The sequence below is a fragment of the Halochromatium glycolicum genome, from assembly GCF_016584085.1.
Classification (GTDB): Bacteria; Pseudomonadota; Gammaproteobacteria; order Chromatiales; family Chromatiaceae; genus Lamprobacter; species Lamprobacter glycolicus.
In genome coordinates this window covers 206,370-225,832 of record NZ_NRSJ01000001.1, presented here as the reverse complement: position 1 = coordinate 225,832, position 19,463 = coordinate 206,370, and the positions used below count along the sequence as shown (strand labels likewise).

The following is a 19,463-nucleotide window of genomic DNA, read 5'->3' as shown; positions in this document are numbered from 1 at the left end:
AACAAGCTGGATGGCAGAGCGACATCCGCAGCCCCGTCAAGACGCCCGCCGCACGGCCGATGCTGTCCGGAATCAGCGTCTAGCGATGCGTCGTCTACCGGCTGAATGGGAGCCGCAGGCGGCGGTGATGCTGACCTGGCCGCATGCCGAGACCGACTGGGCCGAGCAGCTCGATGCGGTCGAAGCCGTCTACCGACGCCTGGCGGAGCTGATCACGCGCGAGCAGGGGTTGCTGATCGTCTGTCGTGATGAGGCGCATCAGCGCGCGGTCCAGGCGCAGCTCGCCGACCTGACCAGCAGCCCGCGGACCCGCGTCAATGACGCGCCCGATCAGCCCGACCCATTGCAGCTCGACCCAATGCAACGGGACCCATTGCAGCGCGACCCAGTGCAGCGCGACCCAGTGCAGCGCGACCCAGTGCAGCAGGGGCGCGGCCAGAACCTGTACGGCCGCATCCAGTTCGCGCTCGCACCGAGCAACGACACCTGGGCGCGGGACCATGGGCCGATCACCGTCATCGATGGCGGGACCGAAGACCGCGTCCTAGTCAATTTTGGCTTCAACGGTTGGGGTGGAAAGTATCCGGCCGCTTTGGACGACCGGATCACCGCGGCCATTCACGCCGCCGGCGGCTTTGCGGCGCTGACCACGGCGCACCCGAACGCCTCAGCGCACCCGCGCCTCGAGTCGAGTCCGCTGGTGCTCGAGGGCGGCGCAGTCGAGAGCGACGGCGCCGGCACGCTGCTCGCGGTGCGCCGCACCATCGTCGATCCGGCGCGCAACCCCGGATGGAGCGCGGCAGCGATCGAGCAAGAGCTGCGAGAGCGGCTCGGCGTCGCGCGCATCCTTTGGCTCGAGCACGGCCAGCTCAGCGGCGACGACACCGACGGCCATATCGATACCCTCGCGCGCTTCTGCGATCCGGAGACCATCTGCTATGCGGCGAGCGATGATCCGAACGACCCGGATCATGCGTCACTCAGGCTTTTGGCGGATGAGCTGCGCGGCCTGCGCCGGCAGAACGGCGCGCCGTACCGGCTCGTCCCGCTCCCGCAGCCGGGGCCGATCTTCGACGCGGAAGGCCAGCGGCTGCCAGCGGGCTACGCGAATTTCCTGATCATCAACCGGGCGGTGCTGGTACCGGTCTATCGCGATCCAGCGGACGCCCTGGCCTGCGAGCGCTTGCAGCAGTGCTTTACCGGCCGGCGGATCGAACCGGTCGACTGCCGAGCGCTGATCCGCCAGGGCGGCAGCCTGCACTGCATCACGATGCAGCTGCCGGCAGCAGACGCCGGGCATCTTCCCTGCGCCTAGCGCCGATCGGCCCCGAGCTGCTCGATCTGGTAGCCGTCGGGATAGGTGCGGTTCGGCCGCCGGGTGGCGAGCCAGGGTCGCCGGCGCGGGGGCAGCTGTCGGAGCAGATGGGCGCGGGCGCGCATCCCGCGGTTCAAGGCCCACCGCAGCGCTCGCGGCGCCGCCGGCAGGCCGACGGCATCGAGCATCGGCTGATCCAGCATCGCATCGATCACCGGCGCTCCGAGCCCTTTCAGGCGGCGCGGCAGCACCCAGCCGAGCATCAGGTCGCGGCTCGCAACCGCGAGCCGATGATTGGCGTCGGCGTAGCGAAACTGGGCGCGCTCGTAGGCAACGTTGAACCGTTCCAGCGCCGCGTAGCTCGGCGGGATATCGCGAATGCCCATCCGGCGGCCGATCGCGCGCCAGAGATAATAGGTGGCATCGCACTCGTGCCGGGTCAGCCTGCGCCAGCCGAATCGCGCATTCCAGCGGATCGGCTCCAGGACGAAGGTCGAGAGCGTGTAGACGTACTCATCGTTCGGGATCGAATAGCGGCCGTGCTGCGTGTTCATTCGCCGCAATGCGGCGCGCCCGCGCGGGTGATCGACCCCGTTCTCCTGAATCTCGGCGAGGATCAGCACGGTATCGTCGTAGCGCTTCTGGGTGCGCTCGGTCAGCTCGCCGGTTTGCGCGAGCAGCGGCGCGCCCTTCGCGACCCCGAAGGTGCGCAGCAGCGCGAGCTCCAGCGCACGGGTGGTGTCCCAAGGAAACTCGTAGGAGGCCAGGAGATAGCCGATCTGCTCGCAGTCGCGCTCGGCATCGAGGCCGGCGATGTAACGGGCGCGGGTCCAACGCGAGCGCGGGGCGCGGATCTCGGGCGGGATCAGGGCCTCGAGCGCCGGAGAATGGACTGAAAGCGTTGAGCGCATTGATCACCTCAGCGGCGTGACGCCCTTTCACCCGCCCTGCATCGAATCGCGCAGACCGACGGGAACGATCCAAGACTGCGTCGACATGGTCTTTGGCCCCTCGTCGGCTTCACCGGCAAGCTCGAGGAATAGTCGCGCAAGCCAGGAATCTCGTCCTAGCGCGGTGCTGCAGTTGGTGTCTGTGCCGCGCATAGCGATGTTGGGGCGAAATCTCTAAATTGACGATCCCGGAGAGTCGTGCGGGATCTCCGATGAGACAGGAGCTTTTGATGGCAGTTTCAAGATACCTAGCGGCTGAATCACGGTCGACGCCAACGACAGGATTATCGCACCCTTTTCTGCTGCACCGGGAAGCCGAGTCTGCGGACGATCTGCGTGCAATGGGTGATGTAAGTAGACGTTCGTTGAGCCATGTAACCGGAAAGCTGGTTAGGCTGCGAAGAGCCGGTGAGCGTAGTGAAAAAGACTTCCAGACACTCATGCGAGCGGTGACAGCCAAGAGTGTCGAGCGAAATGTCGTTTCGAGGGTTGATCAGGCAGCGAAAAAGGTCGATAAGGTGCTGTGGCGATCGCTCGACCGAGCTTTCGGTAAGAGGCGTCCTTAATGCCCAGTACGGAGAACACTCCTTCAAACAACCTGGCGGGTTCTAGCGCGAAGCCGTCTGAAACAAGGAACGACTCAGAAGTCCAGCCCGAGCATCGTCTCGACGAGCATGAACACCGCGCCGCTGGCCCAGGCTTACGGTGCACAGGCCGACGGATAGTGGGCCGGCGCCTGGCCGGGCTTGCGGTCGAAGCCGCAGAACAGTTCCGGCAGCCGGTGCAGATCGAAGTGGATCGCCGCGTTGAAGAGCCCTTCGATCAGCATCAGCGCCGCGTCCGAAAATCCGCCGCGCGCCAGGCCCGCGGCTAGCCGAGCGGCGCCCTACCCACCGACAGTTCAACCTAGAAACCGTAGTTGGACGGCCGCCAGGGTGCGTCCCGCGTGCCTGATCGGGAATTGGCCAGCGAGGCACAACGAGGGTGAATAGTCGCTCTATTTCAACGCGTTGTAACAACGCTGGGCACCGCGCGGGGCGTGCACGGGTGGTCGTAGCGGCCGTCACCCACGGGTGCGCTTCATGAAGCGCCAACAGTGGAACCATTGGCAAGGGTTGCATGCTGGGCTAAGCGGTCAACTGCGGTTTCTAGGTTCAAGTGTGACGCCTGCGAACTGGGGCTTGCGAGGGAACGGGCAGGCCGCCGACAATCCACCGCCTTCTGATCGCCGCCATCCGGCCCCGCCAAGGCCCCGGGCACTCGAGCCCGCTGATCCCCCTGGCGCCGTTCGCCGCAGACGCTCGCTGGGTTACGCTCTGCCGATGACCGCACTCACCAACCCGTCTTTCCGTCTCGCCCACCTCCACTGGCGGCGGCTCCTCGCAGCGATGCTGCCCGTGCCGGTCATCGTGCTTGCCTACTGGGTCGCGAACCACCTTGCCGCGGTGTTCGAGATCACGACGTACGTCAGCGCCGCCTACCTGCCCGCCGGCGTGACGGTCGCGGTCACGATGATGCTGGGTGCCGGTTACTTGCCCGTGATCTACCTGGCCATCTGCAGCATGGCAGTGCTCATCTATGGGCTTCCGTTTGCCGGGTTCGGCTACATCGATCCGCTGCGCGAAACCCTGGTCTACGGACTCGGCGGCCTGGCGCTGCGGCCGATCTGGAGGCACGCCTCGCGGCTGGTGACGCTGAAGACCGCGACGATCTTCCTATTGGTCGCACTGGCGGCCAGTGCGGTCTCGGCGCTATTGATTCAGCATATCCCGCCGTTTCAGGGCCTGCTTGCCAACGGCGAGACGGCCATCGTGTTCCTTGGCGGCGATTTCGCAGGCGTCGTGATGGGCGTGCCGGCGATCCTGATGCTGCGCGAGCTGGTGACCAAGATCGCCCGCCGCGAGCGGCCCAACCTCAGCTGGGATCGTTTGGGACGTGATCTCGTCTACACGCTTGTTGCGACCGGGACCGCACTCGCTGCCGCTTGGCTTCCCGCTGCGCTTCAGCTGGACACGCAGAGCATGGCGTTGCTGATCTTTCTGCCGATCATCCTCGCCGGCCTCTCCAACGGCATCCGCATCGGCTTCCTCGTCGCAAGCATCGCCTGCCTGGTCTACCTCCACGCGAGCGTTGCCTGGACCGCCCACCCGATCCAACCGATCGCGATCCAGATGATCTTCGCCGTGTCGGTCGCCGTCGCGCTCCTCTCCGGCGCCGCGCATGACGACAGACTCTTCGCCTGGGAGCAGGCAACCTACGACCTGCTGACGGGGCTCCCGAACCGTCGCATGCTCGAAGACCGCTTGGATCAGGAGTGCCTGCGCGCCGAGCGCGGGGATCAGAATTTCGCTCTACTCTACCTCGACCTCGACGGTTTCAAGCCGGTCAACGATCGCTTCGGCCACCGCGCCGGCGATCAGGTCTTGTTCGAAACGGGCATCCGCCTCAAGCAACAGGTGCGCGCGTCGGCGGCGATGAGTTCATGATTCTGCTGCCGCGCGCAAGCGCCCGCGAGAGTGCACAGGCACTCGCCGAAAAGATCGGAGCCGCCATTGAGCGCCGGATCGCGCTCGAATCGGGCGCGACGGTCTCCGTCTCAGCGAGTATCGGCGTCGCCATGCATCCCCACGACGGCGAGGACCGCGAGACATTAACCCGCACCGCTGATCGTGCGATGTACGCCGCAAAGACACAGCGACATCATCCCGGCGCTCCCGGACCGGGCCGGTACCCGCAAGCCTGAAACGGAGCCGGCGCAGGGAGGTCATGATCGGGTGCGAATAGACGGCGAAGCTCGGCGGAAACGCTTGAGCGTCCAGCGTTAGCGAGCGGTTGCCGGGAAAGAAAAAGCGCCGCCGAGGGTCGGCAGGCGCTTGATCGAGTTGGCGTCCCCACGGGGATTCGAACCCCGGTTGCCGCCGTGAAAGGGCGGTGTCCTAGGCCTCTAGACGATGGGGACAGAGGCGGTCGACATAAAAATCCGGCGTTCCGAGATGCGTTGCGGAGACGCCGGACTCGTCATGTTTGGTGGAGCCAGGCGGGATCGAACCGCCGACCTCAACACTGCCAGTGTTGCGCTCTCCCAGCTGAGCTATGGCCCCGATGAGCGAGCCGGGAAGTATAGGGGGAGTGGTCTCGGATGTCCAGCCCCATTTTGGAACAACGCGGCGACAGCAACGCCGAACCACCTCTTGCCAAGACCCTGCTCAGGATGCATGTTTAGCGCAGTTTGTCGCCTGGACTCTAACTTCCTGATGAGGTTCACACGCAAATGATGCGCATCTTGCTCTTCTTGGGTACCAACATCGCGGTGCTGGTCGTCGTCAGCATCGTCTTCCGGCTGCTCGGGATCGACGGGCTATTGGCCGCGAACAACGTCGACCTGAACCTCGGCGCCTTACTGGTGTTCGCCGCGGTGATCGGCTTCTCGGGCTCGCTGATCTCGCTGTTCATCTCGAAGTGGATGGCCAAGCGCTCGATGGGCGTGCAGATCATCGAGCAGCCCTCGACCCCGTTTGAGCATTGGCTCGTCGACCTGGTCCGACGCCAATCCGAGCAGGCCGGCATCCAGATGCCCGAGGTCGGCATCTTCGACCAGCCCGATCCGAATGCCTTCGCGACCGGCTGGAACCGAAACGACGCCCTCGTCGCGGTCAGCACCGGCTTATTGCAGCACATGAACAAGGATGAGATCGAGGCCGTGGTCGGCCATGAGATCAGCCATGTCGCCAATGGCGATATGGTGACGCTGGCCTTGATCCAGGGCGTGGTCAATACCTTCGTCGTCTTCCTAGCGCGGGTGATCGGCCACACGGTCGACCGGGTCGTGTTCAAGAACGAGGAAGGCTATGGGATCGGCTATTTCGTCGTCAGCATCGTCGCCGAGATCCTACTGTCGATCCTGGCCTCGATGATCGTGATGTGGTTCTCGCGCTTCCGCGAGTACCGGGCCGATGCAGGGGGCGCCCGGCTGGCCGGCCGCGAGAAGATGATCAGCGCACTGCGGGCATTGCAGCGGGTGCACGAGCCGCAAGACCTGCCGGCCGGCGAGTTCGCAGCGTTTGGCATCTCCGGGAAGATCGCCCAGGGACTGAAGGCTGCGTTTGCAAGCCATCCACCGCTCGAGCAGCGTATCGCGGCGCTGCAGGCGGCACGCTGATCCTGTCCCGGATCGTGGGGCGCTGATTCGTTCAGCGCCTCTCAATCTGGGCAGGATGCCGGCCCCAGCTGGCGGGCCCCATCTGGCGGGCCCGGCCGCTCGCACTCCTGAGGCGACCTGAGGCGATTATCCTGATGAGCGCATCAGGCGCACGAACGAGTCGATTCAGCTCAGTCGAGAGCGTTTTTATTCGGGGTTCTCAGAGTCGTGAGAACGGATCGCCCGCCCAGCCTGAGCCAACCGCTGTATCACGGAGTGCACGGAACGCGCGCGGTCTGCGCTAGACTTAGGGATTGGCTCAGCAACCGCATCAGCGCAGCAACCCCTCCCGGCTATGAGCGCCATTCTCGAGCTCTTCCGCAACAGCTCTGCCTACTACGGCGGCAATGCCGCCTTCATCGAAGACCTCTACGAGCGCTTCCTCAAGGACCCCGAGAGCATCGACCTGGCCTGGCGGCAACGCTTCGAGGCGATGCATCGGGAGGCGGCCAACGAGGTGCCGCACGGACCGGTACGGGAGAACTTTCAGCGCCTCGCCCACGAGAGCCGCAATCGGGCTCAGCGCCGCTCGCTGAAACGCCTGGAGCCGGCCGCCGCGGAAAAGCAGACCGCCGTCATCCGGCTGATCAACAGCTATCGCTATCGCGGGCACCAGGTCGCCAACCTCGACCCGTTGAAGCTGCGGCCGGCTCCGAAGGTCGCCGATCTGCAGCTCGGCTACAACGGGCTTGAAGACAGCGACCTGGACCAGGTCTTCCACACCGGCTCGCTATACGCGCCGGACCGGATGCCGTTGCGCGGGATCATCGACCTGCTGCAGCGCATCTATTGCGGGCCGGTCGGGTCCGAGTACATGCACATGACCTCGACCAGCGAGAAGCGCTGGGTGCAGAAACGCATCGAAGGCTATCAGGCGCGCCCGGAGCTCAATGCCGCCGATCGGCGCTGGCTGCTGACGCTGCTGACCGCGGCCGAAGGACTCGAGAAGCATCTGCACACCCGCTACGTGGGACAGAAGCGGTTCTCGCTGGAGGGCGCCGAGGCCTTGATCCCGATGCTCGATGAGCTGGTCCAGCGCGCCGGGCGCAAGGGGGTCAAGGAGATCGTGATCGGGATGGCCCACCGGGGCCGCCTGAACGTGCTGGTCAACATCCTCGGCAAGCCGCCGCAGGAGATCTTCGCCGAGTTCGAGGGGAAGGTCCGGATGAGTCCGCGCCAGCTGGCGGGAGACGTCAAATATCATCTCGGGTTCTCGACCGATGTCGACACCCCCGGCGGGATCACCCATGTGGCGCTGGGCTTCAACCCGTCCCACCTCGAGATCATCGACCCGGTGATCGAGGGCTCGGTGCGGGCGCGCCAGCGCCGCCGTGGCGACGACAGCGGGGATCAGGTGATGCCGATCCTGATCCATGGCGATGCGGCCTTCGCCGGGCAGGGGGTGGTCACCGAGACCCTGCAGCTGTCGCAGACGCGCAGCTACAGCACCGGCGGCACCGTGCACATCGTCGTCAACAACCAGATCGGCTTTACGACGAGCAATCCGCTCGATACGCGCTCGACGTTCTACTGCACCGATGTCGCCAAGATGGTGCAGGCGCCGGTCTTCCACGTGAATGGCGATGATCCGGAAGCCGTGATCTTCGTGACCCGGCTCGCGCTCGATTACCGCAACCAGTTCAAGCGCGATGTGGTGGTCGACCTCATCTGCTATCGCCGCCTCGGCCACAACGAGGCCGACGAGCCGGCCGTGACCCAACCGATGATGTACAAGCGCATTCGGCAGCACCCGACGGCCCGGGCGATCTATGCCGACCGCCTGATCGATCGCGGGGAGCTGACCCGCGAGCAGGCCGTGGCAATGATCGAGGACTACCGCGCCAACATCGAGCACGGCATTGTCGTCGCCCGACCCGTGCTCTGCGGTCTGGAGAATACCTATCGGGTCGATTGGAAGAACCGGTTTGGCGACGACTGGCGGCTGCCCGCTGATACCGGCTTCTCGAAGGCGCGCCTGCGCGAGCTCGCCGAGCGGCAGCTGCAGCTGCCGGACGGCTTCGAGCCGCATCCGCGGGTGGCCAAGATCTGGGCCGAGCGCCGTAAGATGGCGCAGGGTGACCAACTGGCCAACTGGGGCTTCGCCGAGAACCTGGCCTATGCGACCCTGCTCGACAGCGGCTATCCAGTGCGCCTCTCGGGTCAGGACTCGAGCCGCGGCACCTTCGTACATCGACACGCCAAGGTGCACTGCCAGCGCACCGGCAACGAGTACACCCCCTTGCAACATCTGGCCGCACCGCCAGGCTGGACCCTCGAGCCCAAGGAGCACCAGGCGCCCTTCATCGCCATCGACTCGATCCTCTCGGAGGAGGCGGTGCTCGGCTTCGAGTACGGCTTCGCGACCGCGGAGCCGAATGCGCTGACGCTCTGGGAAGCGCAGTTCGGCGATTTCGCCAACGGCGCCCAGGTCGTGATCGACCAGTTCATCAGCTCGGCCGGCAGCAAATGGGGCCTCGACTGCGGCCTGGTGATGCTGTTGCCGCACGGGCTCGAGGGCCAGGGCGCGGAGCATTCGTCGGCTCGGCTCGAGCGCTTCCTGCAGCTGTGCGCGGAGCACAACATCCAGGTCTGCGTGCCGACCACCCCAGCGCAGATGTTCCATCTGCTGCGCCGCCAGCTGCTGCGCGACTACCGTCGCCCATTGATCGTGATGACACCAAAGAGCCTGCTTCGGCACCGTCTAGCGGTCTCCTCGCTCGATGAGCTGGCGAACGGCGCCTTCCTGCCAGTGATCCCCGAGTCCGACCCATTGGACCCGGCACAGGTGGAGCGGCTCATCTTCTGCTCCGGCAAGGTCTACTACGATCTGCTGGAGGCACGCCGCGCGCGCGGGCTCACCGATGTCGCCATCATCCGGATCGAGCAGCTCTATCCGTTCCCGAAAGAGGCCTTCGCAGCCGTGATCGCCGACTACCCCGACACCATGGAGGTCATCTGGTGTCAGGAAGAGGCGCAGAACCAGGGCGCTTGGGATCAGGTCAAGCACCGCTTCCACGGGCTGATACTCGACGGCAAGCAGGCCTTCTATGTCGGCCGCCCCGCTGCTGCGGCGCCGGCGGTCGGTCATCGCTCGGTGCATGTCGAGCAGCAAGAGCGCCTGATCGACGAGGCCTTGACAGGCCGCATCAACCCCAGCATGAACCGGCGCATCCCGATGCCAACATTCGATGGCAGCGAGGAGACCGATAGGGTGCCCTGAACGGCCGTCAAGCCCACCCAGCACCTTCCTGAGGAACCGACAACCCGACCCGCGGGAGTCTTATGCCCACTGAAGTTCGCGTCCCTGCCCTGCCCGAATCGGTGGCCGATGCCACCGTCCTGACCTGGCATTTCAAGCCTGGCGATTGGGTGCGCAAGGATGACAATCTAGTCGACCTCGAGACCGACAAGGTGGTACTGGAGGTACCGGCTCCGGCGGAAGGCGTTCTGGCCGAGATCAAGGTCGCTGAGGGCGAGCTGGTCACGGCCGATAGCGTCCTCGGACAGATCGACGCCCAGCAGGAGGCCTCCCGAGAGGACGCACCCCAGCAGGAAGCGACTCAAGACCAGGAGGAGGCGCCGCCGAAGAAGGGGTCGCCAAAGCAGCCCGCAGAGCAACAGTCAGGGCAAGCCCCAACGCGGGAACCGGCAATGGCAGCCGACGCGAGATCCGCTCCTGCAGCCGGGACCGCGGTGACCTCAGCGGAACCACAGGCGGACTCCTCCGACTCGAAGCCTGCAGACGAGCCGGCATTGGCGCCAGCGGCCAGACGCCTGGTCAAGGGCATGGGGCTCGATCCCAAGCGAATCCCTGGCACGGGGAAAGGCGGCCGGATCACCAAGGCCGATGTGATCGCATGGCTGGATGAGCAGGAGGCCACTGAGCCGGCCGTCGATCCCGATGCCGCGGCCGCGGCACGCGCGCAGCCGGAAGAGGAACCGCCCCAGGAAGGCGTGGTTCAGCCGCCTGGACTCACCGGCGAGGCCGGCCGCCCGGAGCAGCGGGTGCCGATGACGCGGCTGCGTGCACGGATCGCCGAGCGCCTAGTCGAGGCGCAGCAAACCACGGCGATGCTGACCACCTTCAACGAGGTGGACATGGCCGCCGTATTGGCACTACGCCGCCAGTACAGGGACCAGTTCGAAACGACGCACGGCGTGCGCCTCGGCTTGATGTCGTTCTTCGTCAAGGCCGCGGTCGAGGCCTTACAGCGCTTCCCGGTCATCAACGCATCGGTCGACGGCGAGGACATCATCTATCACGGCTACTACGACATCGGGATTGCCGTGAGCTCGGAACGCGGGCTGGTGGTCCCGATCCTGCGCAACTGCGATCAGCTCAGCATGGCCGATGTCGAGCGCGGCATTGTCGATTTCGCGGACAAGGCGAAGGACGGGTCACTGAGCTTCGAGGAGCTCACCGGCGGCACCTTCTCGATCACCAACGGCGGTGTGTTCGGTTCGTTGCTGTCGACGCCGATCCTGAATCTGCCGCAGAGCGCGATCCTTGGCATGCACAGCATCCAGGATCGGCCGATCGCGGTCGATGGCGAGGTTGTGATCCGGCCAATGATGTATCTCGCACTGTCTTACGACCACCGGATCGTTGATGGGCGCGAGGCGGTGCAGTTCCTGAGGACGATCAAAGAGACCTTGGAAGATCCGGCACGGCTACTGCTTCGCGTCTAGCCGAACCGGCCGCGGTTTGCTGGTGAGGGCAAGAAGCTGGGCTAAGGATTCACCCGATAGGACCTGCCTGCCGACCGGCCTTAAGGGCCGGCGCCGACGCAGGGCAGGCTCCGCGCGAAGCGCGGGGGTCGGTGGCTGAGCTCAGTCGGCCGGGATCACCTCGACACGAACGGTCACATCGACGTCCGAGTGCAGGTGGAGCGCGACATCGTAATCGCCGGTCGCTCGGAAGGGTCCGTCGGGCATCCGAACCTCGTTCTTGAGCACCTCGACATCGATACCGCCATCAGTGATCGCTGTCGCGATGTCCGCAGCGCCGACCGAACCGAACAGGCGGCCCTCGTCACCGGCCTTGCGCGGGATGGTCACGATCACACCTTCGAGCTTGGCCTTGCGCGTCTCGGCCGCGGCCAGTGCCTCGGCCGCCTCGCGCTCGAGCTCGGCGCGGCGCGCCTCGAACTCCTTCAGGTTCTCGGCAGTGGCCGGCTTGGCCAAGCCGGATGGGATCAGATAGTTGCGGCCATAGCCGGCGCGAACGGAGACCTTGTCTCCGAGCTCGCCCAAGCCACGCACCTTTTTCATCAGGATCAGGTCCACAGGGGATCTCCAGGTCGTATCGTTGAGGCCTGCGCGGATGCCTGCATCGGCAATCGCGCGGCGGTCAGGCTCGGCGATTGCTCGCCCTCTACCTCAGTGCCCGTCGGTGTAGGGCAGCAGCGCGATATAGCGCGCGCGCTTGATGGCAGTGGCGAGCTGGCGCTGATAGCGCGCCGAGGTACCGGTGATGCGGCTCGGCACGATCTTGCCGGACTCGCTGACGAAGGCCTTGAGCAGGTTGAGATCCTTGTAATCGATCTCGGTGATACCCTCGGCGGTGAAGCGGCAGTAACGCTTGCGGCGGAAATAGCGGGACATGGATGGCCTCGGCTGGAATCGGATGCTGAAAGACGGATGGGACGCGCGTCGTCGGAGGCGGTGCTATTCGGCGCTCGCCTCGCGCGGCGCGGACCGACCTTCGCCCGAGTCATCCGAGCGCCGCGGCCGGCGTTCGCCCCGCTGGCCGCCCCCCTCCTCGTCCGAGCCATCACGCTCATCCTCGCTCTTCAGCAATGGCGAGGGCTCGGTCACCGCGCAATCACGCTTGATGATCATGTTGCGCAGCACCGCATCGTTGAAGCGAAAGGCGCTCTCGAGCTCAGCCAGCGCCTCGGCATCGCATTCCACGTTCATCAGCACGTAGTGCGCCTTGTGGACCTTGTTGATCGGGTAGGCCAGCTGGCGCCGTCCCCAGTCCTCGAGCCGATGGATCTGCCCGCCGCGCGCTTCTAGGTTGATCCGGTAACGATCCAGCATGGCCGGGACCTGCTCGCTCTGGCTCGGGTGCACCAGAAATACGATCTCGTAATGACGCATATTGCTCCTCTCGGATATAAATAGCCCCCTGGCACCCGATCGAATCGGACTCGCGCATCGACCCAACCGGCGGACAGTGGAGCAAGGAGAAACGCCGCAATCAGGCCCCGAACCAGGGCCCTAAACGGACGAAGCCGTACATTGTGAGGCAGAATTTGCGTATCAGTCAATCCTCTGCGAAGGTCGTTCGCATACAGGCCGTTCGCATACAGGCCGTTCGCATACAGGCCGTTCGCATACAGGCCGTTCGCATAGCGGTGTCTGGCCGTCAGTCCCTGCCCCATCAGCGTCGCAGACCTCCTCAGACCGCACCAGCCGCGGCTGCGAGGGACGGCGCAGCGGCGTGGCGCCTCCTTTGGCTGGGGCTGCTCGGTCTCGCAGTCTCCGTGCTGATCGGCGCTTGCGCCGGCGGCCCCCAGGTCAGCGCCAATGAGCGCTACACCGGACAGGTTGCGGCCGGGGTCGTCCGGCCGGCAGGTGCAACCGGGATCGCGGTTCAGCGCCGTCTGATCTCAGCGCTCGAGGCGTCAGGCGATTTCGCCGGCGTCTACCCGTTGTTCGCGCCGACGCAAAGCAGCGAGGTCGGGGTGGTGATCACCCCGAGCATCCTCGACGAACGGCACGGCCCAAACGGACTCGAACAGTTGCGCGTGCAGGTTCGCGCCGAGCGCCAGTCGCAGACCCGCGATGCCCTCAAGAAGACCTACAGCGGCCGCTCATCGGCACGCAACACCGCGCTCGATGACCTGATCCAACCACTGGCTCGGGACCTCACACGCCGTTACGGACGCAAGCCGGTCTACTGAGAAGCCCCACCAAAATGGCCGCCTGACTCGCGCAAGCGCCTGATTCATTCGCTGTCACCGGTAGCGGCGCAGGTACCACCACTCGAAGAACCGCTTGAGCCAGTGGAAGACCCGGGTGCGCGGCAGCACCAGGTTGTACTTCGGCGTGCGGGCGACGAGCATCCCCTGATTGTTGGCGTCGACGATGCAGAGCAGTTCCACCTTGAAGGTCTCGTTCGGCGTGGCGCCGGCGAGCTCTGTGATCAGGTTCTTGGCTGCGGCCCCGGCCTGCAGATCGGCCATGTGCGCCTGCTTCGGCATCCACTCCGGACCGGGGAAGCTGCCGGAATCGCCAACCACATAGGTGCGCTCGAAGCCCGGCACCCGGCAGTATTCGTCGGACTGGACCAGCCCGCCCGGCGAGCGCGGCAGGTCGGTCTCGTCGAACCAGGTGTTGCCGGTCATGCCAGGCATGAAGATGATCAGATCGGCCGGGAACTCGCCGCCCTCGGTGACGACCTTGTCCGCGGTGAACTGCTTCGGCTTGTGTCCAAGATGGGTCTCGATGCCGACCCGCTCCATCTCAGCGAGCAGCCTGTCGACCGCCTTGGGCCCGAGCCGGTTGCCGGGGCGCGGCGCCGGCGTAAAGAAGATGATCCGGAACCGATCGCGCCGTCCTTCACGGCGCAGCTGTTGATCGAGACCGAATAGGAACTCGAAGATCGGGCCGCCGCGCATCGAGGCCGGCTCGTTCGGGTTGCCGGAGAAGCCCATCGCCACGGTGCCGCCATCCAAGGTCTTGATCCGATCGCGGATCGCCTGGGCGGCCTCGACCCCCTCGCAGGGGGTGATCGCATGCTCGATACCGGGCAGTTTCTTGATGAAGCGCCCGCCGCTGGCGATGATCAGCCCGTCGTTCTCGATCGGGTCCGCATCGGTCAGCAGTGTCCGGCCACCATCACGCAGCCCGGTCGCTGACGCAGCGACATGGGTTGCCTTCGTGCGTTGGAAGAAATGCCGCAGGTCCAGCCGCAGGTCTTCGCCGGAGCGCAGTCCGGACGGGACCCAGATCAGCCCCGGATAGTAGACGAACTCCGGGCGCGGACTGACGACCGTGATCTCGCCCTGAAAACCGCGATCGCGCAAGGTATTCAAGGAGGTCAAGGCACCGAAGCCAGCGCCGACGATGGTCACGCGTTGCATAGATCTCTCCATCGGGAATCAAAGGGACTGGACCAGCGACGAACGGGGCGTTGCGCCGAGACTGCTTCCGATACGGCTTCCGATAAGGCCTGATCAGCAGGGCGCCTAGCCCGCACAGACTGCCGATCTCGGTGGTTAAAGGGTGCATCGAGGGACCTAAGCCACCCGGTCAGACGAGCCGAACCGACCGCACAAGCTGCCGTTCACCCTACCTCCACTTCGGGCCGCTCAAGCCCCAGGCCCTGAGCTCGACTGCTCGAGTAAGGGCAGCACCACCGGCCAAAGGTTCTCCAGGATGCGCGGTTGCGCCGCTGCCGTCGGATGCAGGCCATCATCCTGCATCAGGGCAGCGTCTTCGGCGACACCGTCGAGCAGACGCGGCACGAGCGCAGCACCGGTCTCATCGGCGACCGTTGCGTAGAGTCGTTGAAAGCGCTCGGTGTAGGCCGGACCATAGTTCGGAGGGAGGCGCACACCGGCCAGCAGCACCCGCGCCCCGGCCTTTTGCGTCTGCTCGACCAGCCGGATCAGATCGGCCTGGATACGCCCTGGAGGGAATCCGCGCAGACCATCGTTCGCCCCGAGCTCAATGACGACGATCTGCGGCCTCTGCTCCGCAAGCAGCGTTGGCAAACGCGATAACCCGCCGGCGACCGTATCACCGGAGATCGAGGCATTGACCACCCGATGCGGCAGGTTATTCGCCTCGATACGGGCCTGCAACAGATTCACCCAGCCCTGGTCCAAAGGCAAACCATAGGCGGCACTCAGGCTATCGCCGAGTACGAGTAGGACTGGCGCGGCTGAGCTTGCGTGGGCGTTGAGAGAGGAGCCGGCAGACCGGCCAGCGATCGGCTCGTTGGGAGCTGCAGAGGGCTCGGATTCGCGCTCAGCACGCTCGCCCGCGGCGCCCCTGAGGTCAGCTTCTGCTGAAGCGACCCGTGACAGAGGGGCAGCTGGCGCGCCTGCGGTATCGACCACCGTCGCGCACCAAGCCGCCGGATGAACCAGCGCGCCAAGCGGCGCGGTGAACACAATGATGAGGAGAATGCGCAGCATGTTGGATCAGTCCCGGAGCGACGACGATCGGCAGGAGAGTATGGGCACCAGACCGGCGCAAGCCAACCAGGTCGATGACGGCGCGGGTGATCAAGCGGCCGCGCACCACGCCAACGAGGCGGAAGGCGTCGGCGCGGGCGAGCCTGGCGGCGCGACCGCAAGGGCAGAGGCGCCACACGGCGGACCGACACAGGATACGACCGCGACCGAGGCGATCTGTCGGGCAACAGGACTGACCAAGCAGGTCAATGGTCCAGAGGGCGTCCTAACGATCCTCGATCGCGTCGATCTTGCCGTCGCACCCGGCGAGGCGGTCGCGATCGTCGGCGCCTCGGGCAGCGGCAAGTCCACCCTGCTCGGTCTGCTGGCGGGTCTGGACCGCGCCAGCGCCGGATCGATCCGGCTCTGCGGCGAGGCCCTCGAACCGCTGGACGAAGACGGCCGCGCCGCGCTGCGCGCCGGTCGAGTCGGCTTCGTCTTCCAGAACTTCCAGCTGATCCCGACCCTGACGGCGCGCGAGAACGTGCTGTTACCACTGGAGCTCACGGCGACTGTCCAGGCAGGCGAGGCCCGCCGTATCGCCGACGCCGCACTGGAGCGGGTGGGATTAGACGAACGGCGCGGCCACTATCCGCGCCAGCTCTCGGGCGGCGAGCAGCAGCGTGTCGCCATCGCGAGGGCGTTCGCCCCGAGCCCCGCCGTGCTGTTCGCCGATGAGCCGACGGGCAATCTGGATGAAGCGACTGGCGGCCGGATCATCGATCTGCTGTTCGCATTGCGCGAGGATGCTGGGGCGGCCCTGATCCTAGTGACCCACGATCCGGCGCTTGCACAACGCTGCGACCGGCGTTTGGGCATGAGCGGCGGCCGACTCGAGGCGCTCGGATGAGCAGTGCAACGACCCCTAAGGCCCAGTCGATGATCCGCAAACCCGCGCCCAGCCGCAGCCAGGCGATCCCGGCCTGGCGGCTGGCCGCACGGCTGCTGCGCCGTGATTGGCGCAGCGGCGAGCTCTATCTGCTCGCCGGCGCGTTGGTGCTGACGGTGGCCGCGATCACCGCGGTGGGCTTCTTCACCGACCGGATCGAGGCGGCGATGCAGCGTCAGGGCGGCGAGCTGATCGCGGCCGACCTCGCGCTCGACGCCAGCGCCCCCCTCCCCGAGCGACTCGCCGACGAGGCCACCGCCCGCGGCCTCACCATCGCTCGGACACTGACCTTCCGCAGCGTGATCTTCGCCGGCGAGCGCAGCCAGTTAGTCCAGGTCAAGGCCGTCGACCCGGGCTACCCCCTGCGCGGCGAGCTCAAGCTGCGCGCGAGCCTGACCGAGCCGGAGACAGCCGTCGGATCGGGCCCGGAACCGGGAGCGGTCTGGGTCGAGCCGCGCCTGCTGCACGCACTCAAGCTGGCACCCGGCGACTCGCTGCGCCTCGGTGAGCGCACGCTGCCGATCGAGCGCATCATCGCCTATGAGCCGGATCGCGGCGGCAACTTCTTCCAGATCGCCCCGCGCGTGATGATGGCGTTGGAGGACGTCGACGCGACCGGGTTGGTCGGCGCGGCGAGCCGCGTCCGCCACCGGCTGTTGATCGCTGGCGACGCCGAAACGGTCGCTGACTACACCGACTGGGCGGCCGAAAGGCTGCCGCCGAATGCCGAGCTGATCGATGCCCGTAGCGCGCGGCCGGAGTTCGAGTCGGCGGTGGACCGCGCCAGCCGCTTCCTGCATCTGGCTGCGCTGACCACGCTGCTGGTCGCCGGTGCGGCGATGGCATTGGCGAGCCGGCGCCTGGTCGAGCGCCAGACCGATGCAGTCGCGGTCATGCGCTGCCTCGGCGCACCGCGACATCTGCTCACCCGGGTGTTCGCGCTGCGGCTCCTGTTCTTCGGGCTGACCGCCGGCGTGCTCGGTGTCGCCGTCGGCTGGGTCGCGCAGTTCGGACTCGCCAGGCTGCTCGCCGATTGGTTCGCCGGCGAGCTGCCGGCGGCGGGCTCCAGTGCTGCTTGGATCGGGCTCGGCGCCGGCCTGGTCGCATTGGCCGGCTTCGGGCTGCCGCCGCTGCTGCAGTTGGCCGAGGTGCCGCCGCTGCGGGTCTTGCGTCGGGACCTCGGCCCACCGCGGGTCTCGGTCGCGCTGAGCGCCGGCGGGGCGCTGCTGGCACTGGCGCTGCTCGTGGTCTGGCATGCCGGCGACACCGAGCTGGCCTGGAAGCTACTCGCCGGCGTCGGCGCCGCCATCACAGCGCTGGCGGCGCTGGCGGCAGCCCTAGTCTGGCTCGCCCATCTGGCCGCAGGCCGGGCGCGCGGGACCTGGCGCCTCGGCCTCGCCGGCCTCGCCCGCCGGCCCGGTTCAGCGATCCTGACCATCGTCGGGCTCGGCCTGGGCATCCTGGCGTTGTTGCTGCTCGCCGTCGTGCGGCTGGACCTGCTGCGCGCCTGGCAGGAGACCCTACCCGAGGGCGCGCCGAACCACTTCCTGATCAATATCCAGCCGCATGAGGTCAACCCGATCGAGGACTTCCTCGCGGCAAACCGGATCGAGTCCTCCGGGATCTACCCGATGATCCGGGGCCGGCTTCAAGGGATCGGCGGCGAGCCGGTAGAACCGGAGGATTATGAGGACCCGCGCGCGCGCCGGCTCGCCGAGCGCGAGTTCAATCTGAGCTTCGCCGCTGTAGCGCAGGAAGACAACGCGATCATCGCCGGGCGCTGGTGGAACGGACCCGAGGCGCCGGACCAGTTCTCGGTCGAGGAGGGGATCGCCGAGACCCTCGGGATCGAGCTCGGAGACGCGCTGCGGTTCTGGGTCGCCGGCCGCGAGATCAGCGCGCCGGTCACCAGCCTGCGCCGGGTGCAGTGGGACAGCTTCAACGTCAACTTCTTCGTGATCGCCTCGCCGGCGCTGCTGGCACAGGAGCCAGCGACCTATGTGACCAGCTTCTATCTGCCGGCCGAGCGTGAGGCGCTCGCCGCCGAGCTGATCGAGCGCTTCCCGAGCGTGACGCTGATCGATGTCGGCACCCTGCTCGAGCAGGTCCAAGGCATCATCCGTCAGGGCATCCAGGCGGTCGAGTACGTGTTCCTGTTCACGCTCGCGGCCGGCTTGCTCGTGATGTACGCCGGCATCCAGGCAAGCCTGGCGGCGCGCCGCTCCGAGCAGGCGGTGCTGCGTGCGCTTGGCGCCCAGCGGCCCCAGCTGTTGCGCGCCCTGGCTGTCGAGCTGACCACCGCCGGGCTGCTCGCTGGGCTGATCGCCTCGCTGTTCGCGGAGCTGACCGGCTGGTTGCTGGCGCGTGAGCTCTTTGACCTGCCGTTCGCGTTCAATCCCTGGCTCTGGCTGGCCGGGGTGCTCGGCAGCGCGGTGCTGGTGGGCGCAGCTGGAACGCTGGGCACCTATGCGGCGCTGATCCGACCGCCGCTCGGGGCGCTGCGCCAGGCTGGCTAGGAAGCCCTAACAGAATGCCCTCTACGGCCACGCAAATCAGTAGCTTGTGCAAGCTACACTGCGTCCAGTCTGGGATGTGCAATTTTGTCCGTGCCTGCTGCGGAAAGATTGCGTTTCTGTCTCTGGACGCGGTTTCGAACCAAAAAACCCCGAGCCGCTGTTTCAGATCGATCACGGGCAGTGCCCGGTCCAATGCCCGGTCGCGCAGCCAAACCGCCGCGTCCGTTGACCGCGTTATCGGTATAGCCATTGCGCCTGATCGCCGGACAGAACGCGCAGGAACAGTCAGGGCGGAGGGCGATACCAATCGGCCGCAGCAGACACCCTGCCATGATCGGCAATTCGACAAGCGCTGCGCGCAGAGCGCAGCGGGAATGATCGCCGCCTAGAGCAACTGGGGTTCCTGC

Annotated in this window: 14 protein-coding genes, 2 tRNA genes and 1 pseudogene; 8 read left to right on the top strand and 9 right to left on the bottom strand. The window is 66.3% G+C overall.

What is annotated here, in order from left to right:
• Positions 1-10: 10 nt before the first annotated feature.
• On the top strand, positions 11-1,315 hold the full coding sequence (locus tag CKO40_RS00950) for an agmatine deiminase family protein (RefSeq protein ID WP_200343850.1): 1,305 nt from the start codon (positions 11-13) through the stop codon (positions 1,313-1,315).
• On the opposite strand, the gene CKO40_RS00945 is transcribed toward CKO40_RS00950, so the two are convergent.
• Both CKO40_RS00945 and CKO40_RS24795 read right to left on the bottom strand, forming a co-directional pair.
• Positions 1,312-2,226, bottom strand: a complete 915-nt coding sequence (locus CKO40_RS00945; RefSeq protein WP_200343848.1) for an oxygenase MpaB family protein — start codon at positions 2,224-2,226, stop codon at positions 1,312-1,314. The two genes, CKO40_RS00950 and CKO40_RS00945, sit on opposite strands and share 4 nt — an antisense overlap.
• A gap of 739 nt (positions 2,227-2,965) precedes the next feature.
• Complete coding sequence (locus CKO40_RS24795) at positions 2,966-3,094, bottom strand: hypothetical protein (protein ID WP_276570753.1); 129 nt, start codon at positions 3,092-3,094, stop codon at positions 2,966-2,968.
• Between the two features lie 253 nt (positions 3,095-3,347).
• On the opposite strand from CKO40_RS24795, the pseudogene CKO40_RS25055 reads away from it, so the two are divergent.
• Positions 3,348-5,008, top strand: a pseudogene (locus CKO40_RS25055) (diguanylate cyclase).
• A gap of 140 nt (positions 5,009-5,148) precedes the next feature.
• Here the strand turns inward: CKO40_RS25055 and CKO40_RS00930 are convergent.
• Together CKO40_RS00930 and CKO40_RS00925 are read right to left on the bottom strand one after the other, a co-directional pair.
• Positions 5,149-5,224, bottom strand: a tRNA-Glu gene (locus CKO40_RS00930).
• Between the two features lie 66 nt (positions 5,225-5,290).
• Positions 5,291-5,366 (bottom strand) — tRNA-Ala (locus tag CKO40_RS00925).
• A 170-nt stretch (positions 5,367-5,536) separates the two neighbouring features.
• On the opposite strand from CKO40_RS00925, the gene htpX reads away from it, so the two are divergent.
• The 3 genes from htpX (at position 5,537) to odhB (ending at position 11,152) form a co-directional block, all read left to right on the top strand.
• Positions 5,537-6,424, top strand: a complete 888-nt coding sequence (gene htpX, locus CKO40_RS00920; RefSeq protein ID WP_200343841.1) for a protease HtpX — start codon at positions 5,537-5,539, stop codon at positions 6,422-6,424.
• Between the two features lie 334 nt (positions 6,425-6,758).
• Positions 6,759-9,683 carry a 2-oxoglutarate dehydrogenase E1 component gene (locus CKO40_RS00915; RefSeq protein ID WP_200343839.1) on the top strand — a complete coding sequence of 975 codons (2,925 nt, stop codon included), beginning with the start codon at positions 6,759-6,761 and terminating at the stop codon, positions 9,681-9,683.
• A 62-nt stretch (positions 9,684-9,745) separates the two neighbouring features.
• Positions 9,746-11,152, top strand: a complete 1,407-nt coding sequence (gene odhB / locus CKO40_RS00910) for a 2-oxoglutarate dehydrogenase complex dihydrolipoyllysine-residue succinyltransferase (RefSeq protein WP_200343837.1) — start codon at positions 9,746-9,748, stop codon at positions 11,150-11,152.
• 141 nt (positions 11,153-11,293) lie between these two features.
• Here odhB and rplI read toward each other — a convergent pair whose 3' ends face one another.
• The 3 genes from rplI to rpsF all read right to left on the bottom strand — a co-directional run bounded on the left by rplI (position 11,294) and on the right by rpsF (position 12,565).
• Positions 11,294-11,749 (bottom strand): 50S ribosomal protein L9, encoded by a 456-nt coding sequence (rplI, locus tag CKO40_RS00905; protein WP_200343835.1) that lies wholly within the window; start codon positions 11,747-11,749, stop codon positions 11,294-11,296.
• A gap of 93 nt (positions 11,750-11,842) precedes the next feature.
• Complete coding sequence (gene rpsR / locus CKO40_RS00900) at positions 11,843-12,067, bottom strand: 30S ribosomal protein S18 (protein WP_200343833.1); 225 nt, start codon at positions 12,065-12,067, stop codon at positions 11,843-11,845.
• Between the two features lie 63 nt (positions 12,068-12,130).
• Complete coding sequence (gene rpsF / locus CKO40_RS00895; RefSeq protein ID WP_200343831.1) at positions 12,131-12,565, bottom strand: 30S ribosomal protein S6; 435 nt, start codon at positions 12,563-12,565, stop codon at positions 12,131-12,133.
• 386 nt (positions 12,566-12,951) lie between these two features.
• On the opposite strand from rpsF, the gene CKO40_RS00890 reads away from it, so the two are divergent.
• Complete coding sequence (locus CKO40_RS00890) at positions 12,952-13,371, top strand: hypothetical protein (RefSeq protein WP_200343829.1); 420 nt, start codon at positions 12,952-12,954, stop codon at positions 13,369-13,371.
• Between the two features lie 54 nt (positions 13,372-13,425).
• Here the strand turns inward: CKO40_RS00890 and CKO40_RS00885 are convergent, their stop codons facing one another.
• Positions 13,426-14,553, bottom strand: a complete 1,128-nt coding sequence (locus CKO40_RS00885; RefSeq protein WP_200343827.1) for an NAD(P)/FAD-dependent oxidoreductase — start codon at positions 14,551-14,553, stop codon at positions 13,426-13,428.
• Between the two features lie 228 nt (positions 14,554-14,781).
• Complete coding sequence (locus CKO40_RS00880) at positions 14,782-15,612, bottom strand: GDSL-type esterase/lipase family protein (protein WP_200343825.1); 831 nt, start codon at positions 15,610-15,612, stop codon at positions 14,782-14,784.
• 232 nt (positions 15,613-15,844) lie between these two features.
• On the opposite strand from CKO40_RS00880, the gene CKO40_RS00875 reads away from it, so the two are divergent.
• On the top strand, positions 15,845-16,501 hold the full coding sequence (locus tag CKO40_RS00875) for an ABC transporter ATP-binding protein (RefSeq protein ID WP_242476703.1): 657 nt from the start codon (positions 15,845-15,847) through the stop codon (positions 16,499-16,501).
• A gap of 29 nt (positions 16,502-16,530) precedes the next feature.
• Positions 16,531-19,056, top strand: a complete 2,526-nt coding sequence (locus tag CKO40_RS00870; protein ID WP_207173307.1) for an ABC transporter permease — start codon at positions 16,531-16,533, stop codon at positions 19,054-19,056.
• The last annotated feature ends 407 nt before the right edge of the window (positions 19,057-19,463 follow it).

Coding starts and splice junctions, on each gene's coding strand:
- CKO40_RS00950 (WP_200343850.1), top strand. CDS start 11: ATGGCAGAGCGACATCCGCAGCCCCGTCAAGACGCCCGCCGCACGGCC.
- CKO40_RS00945 (WP_200343848.1), bottom strand. CDS start 2,226: ATGCGCTCAACGCTTTCAGTCCATTCTCCGGCGCTCGAGGCCCTGATC.
- CKO40_RS24795 (WP_276570753.1), bottom strand. CDS start 3,094: ATGCTGATCGAAGGGCTCTTCAACGCGGCGATCCACTTCGATCTGCAC.
- htpX (WP_200343841.1), top strand. CDS start 5,537: ATGATGCGCATCTTGCTCTTCTTGGGTACCAACATCGCGGTGCTGGTC.
- CKO40_RS00915 (WP_200343839.1), top strand. CDS start 6,759: ATGAGCGCCATTCTCGAGCTCTTCCGCAACAGCTCTGCCTACTACGGC.
- odhB (WP_200343837.1), top strand. CDS start 9,746: ATGCCCACTGAAGTTCGCGTCCCTGCCCTGCCCGAATCGGTGGCCGAT.
- rpsR (WP_200343833.1), bottom strand. CDS start 12,067: ATGTCCCGCTATTTCCGCCGCAAGCGTTACTGCCGCTTCACCGCCGAG.
- rpsF (WP_200343831.1), bottom strand. CDS start 12,565: ATGCGTCATTACGAGATCGTATTTCTGGTGCACCCGAGCCAGAGCGAG.
- CKO40_RS00885 (WP_200343827.1), bottom strand. CDS start 14,553: ATGCAACGCGTGACCATCGTCGGCGCTGGCTTCGGTGCCTTGACCTCC.
- CKO40_RS00880 (WP_200343825.1), bottom strand. CDS start 15,612: ATGCTGCGCATTCTCCTCATCATTGTGTTCACCGCGCCGCTTGGCGCG.
- CKO40_RS00870 (WP_207173307.1), top strand. CDS start 16,531: ATGATCCGCAAACCCGCGCCCAGCCGCAGCCAGGCGATCCCGGCCTGG.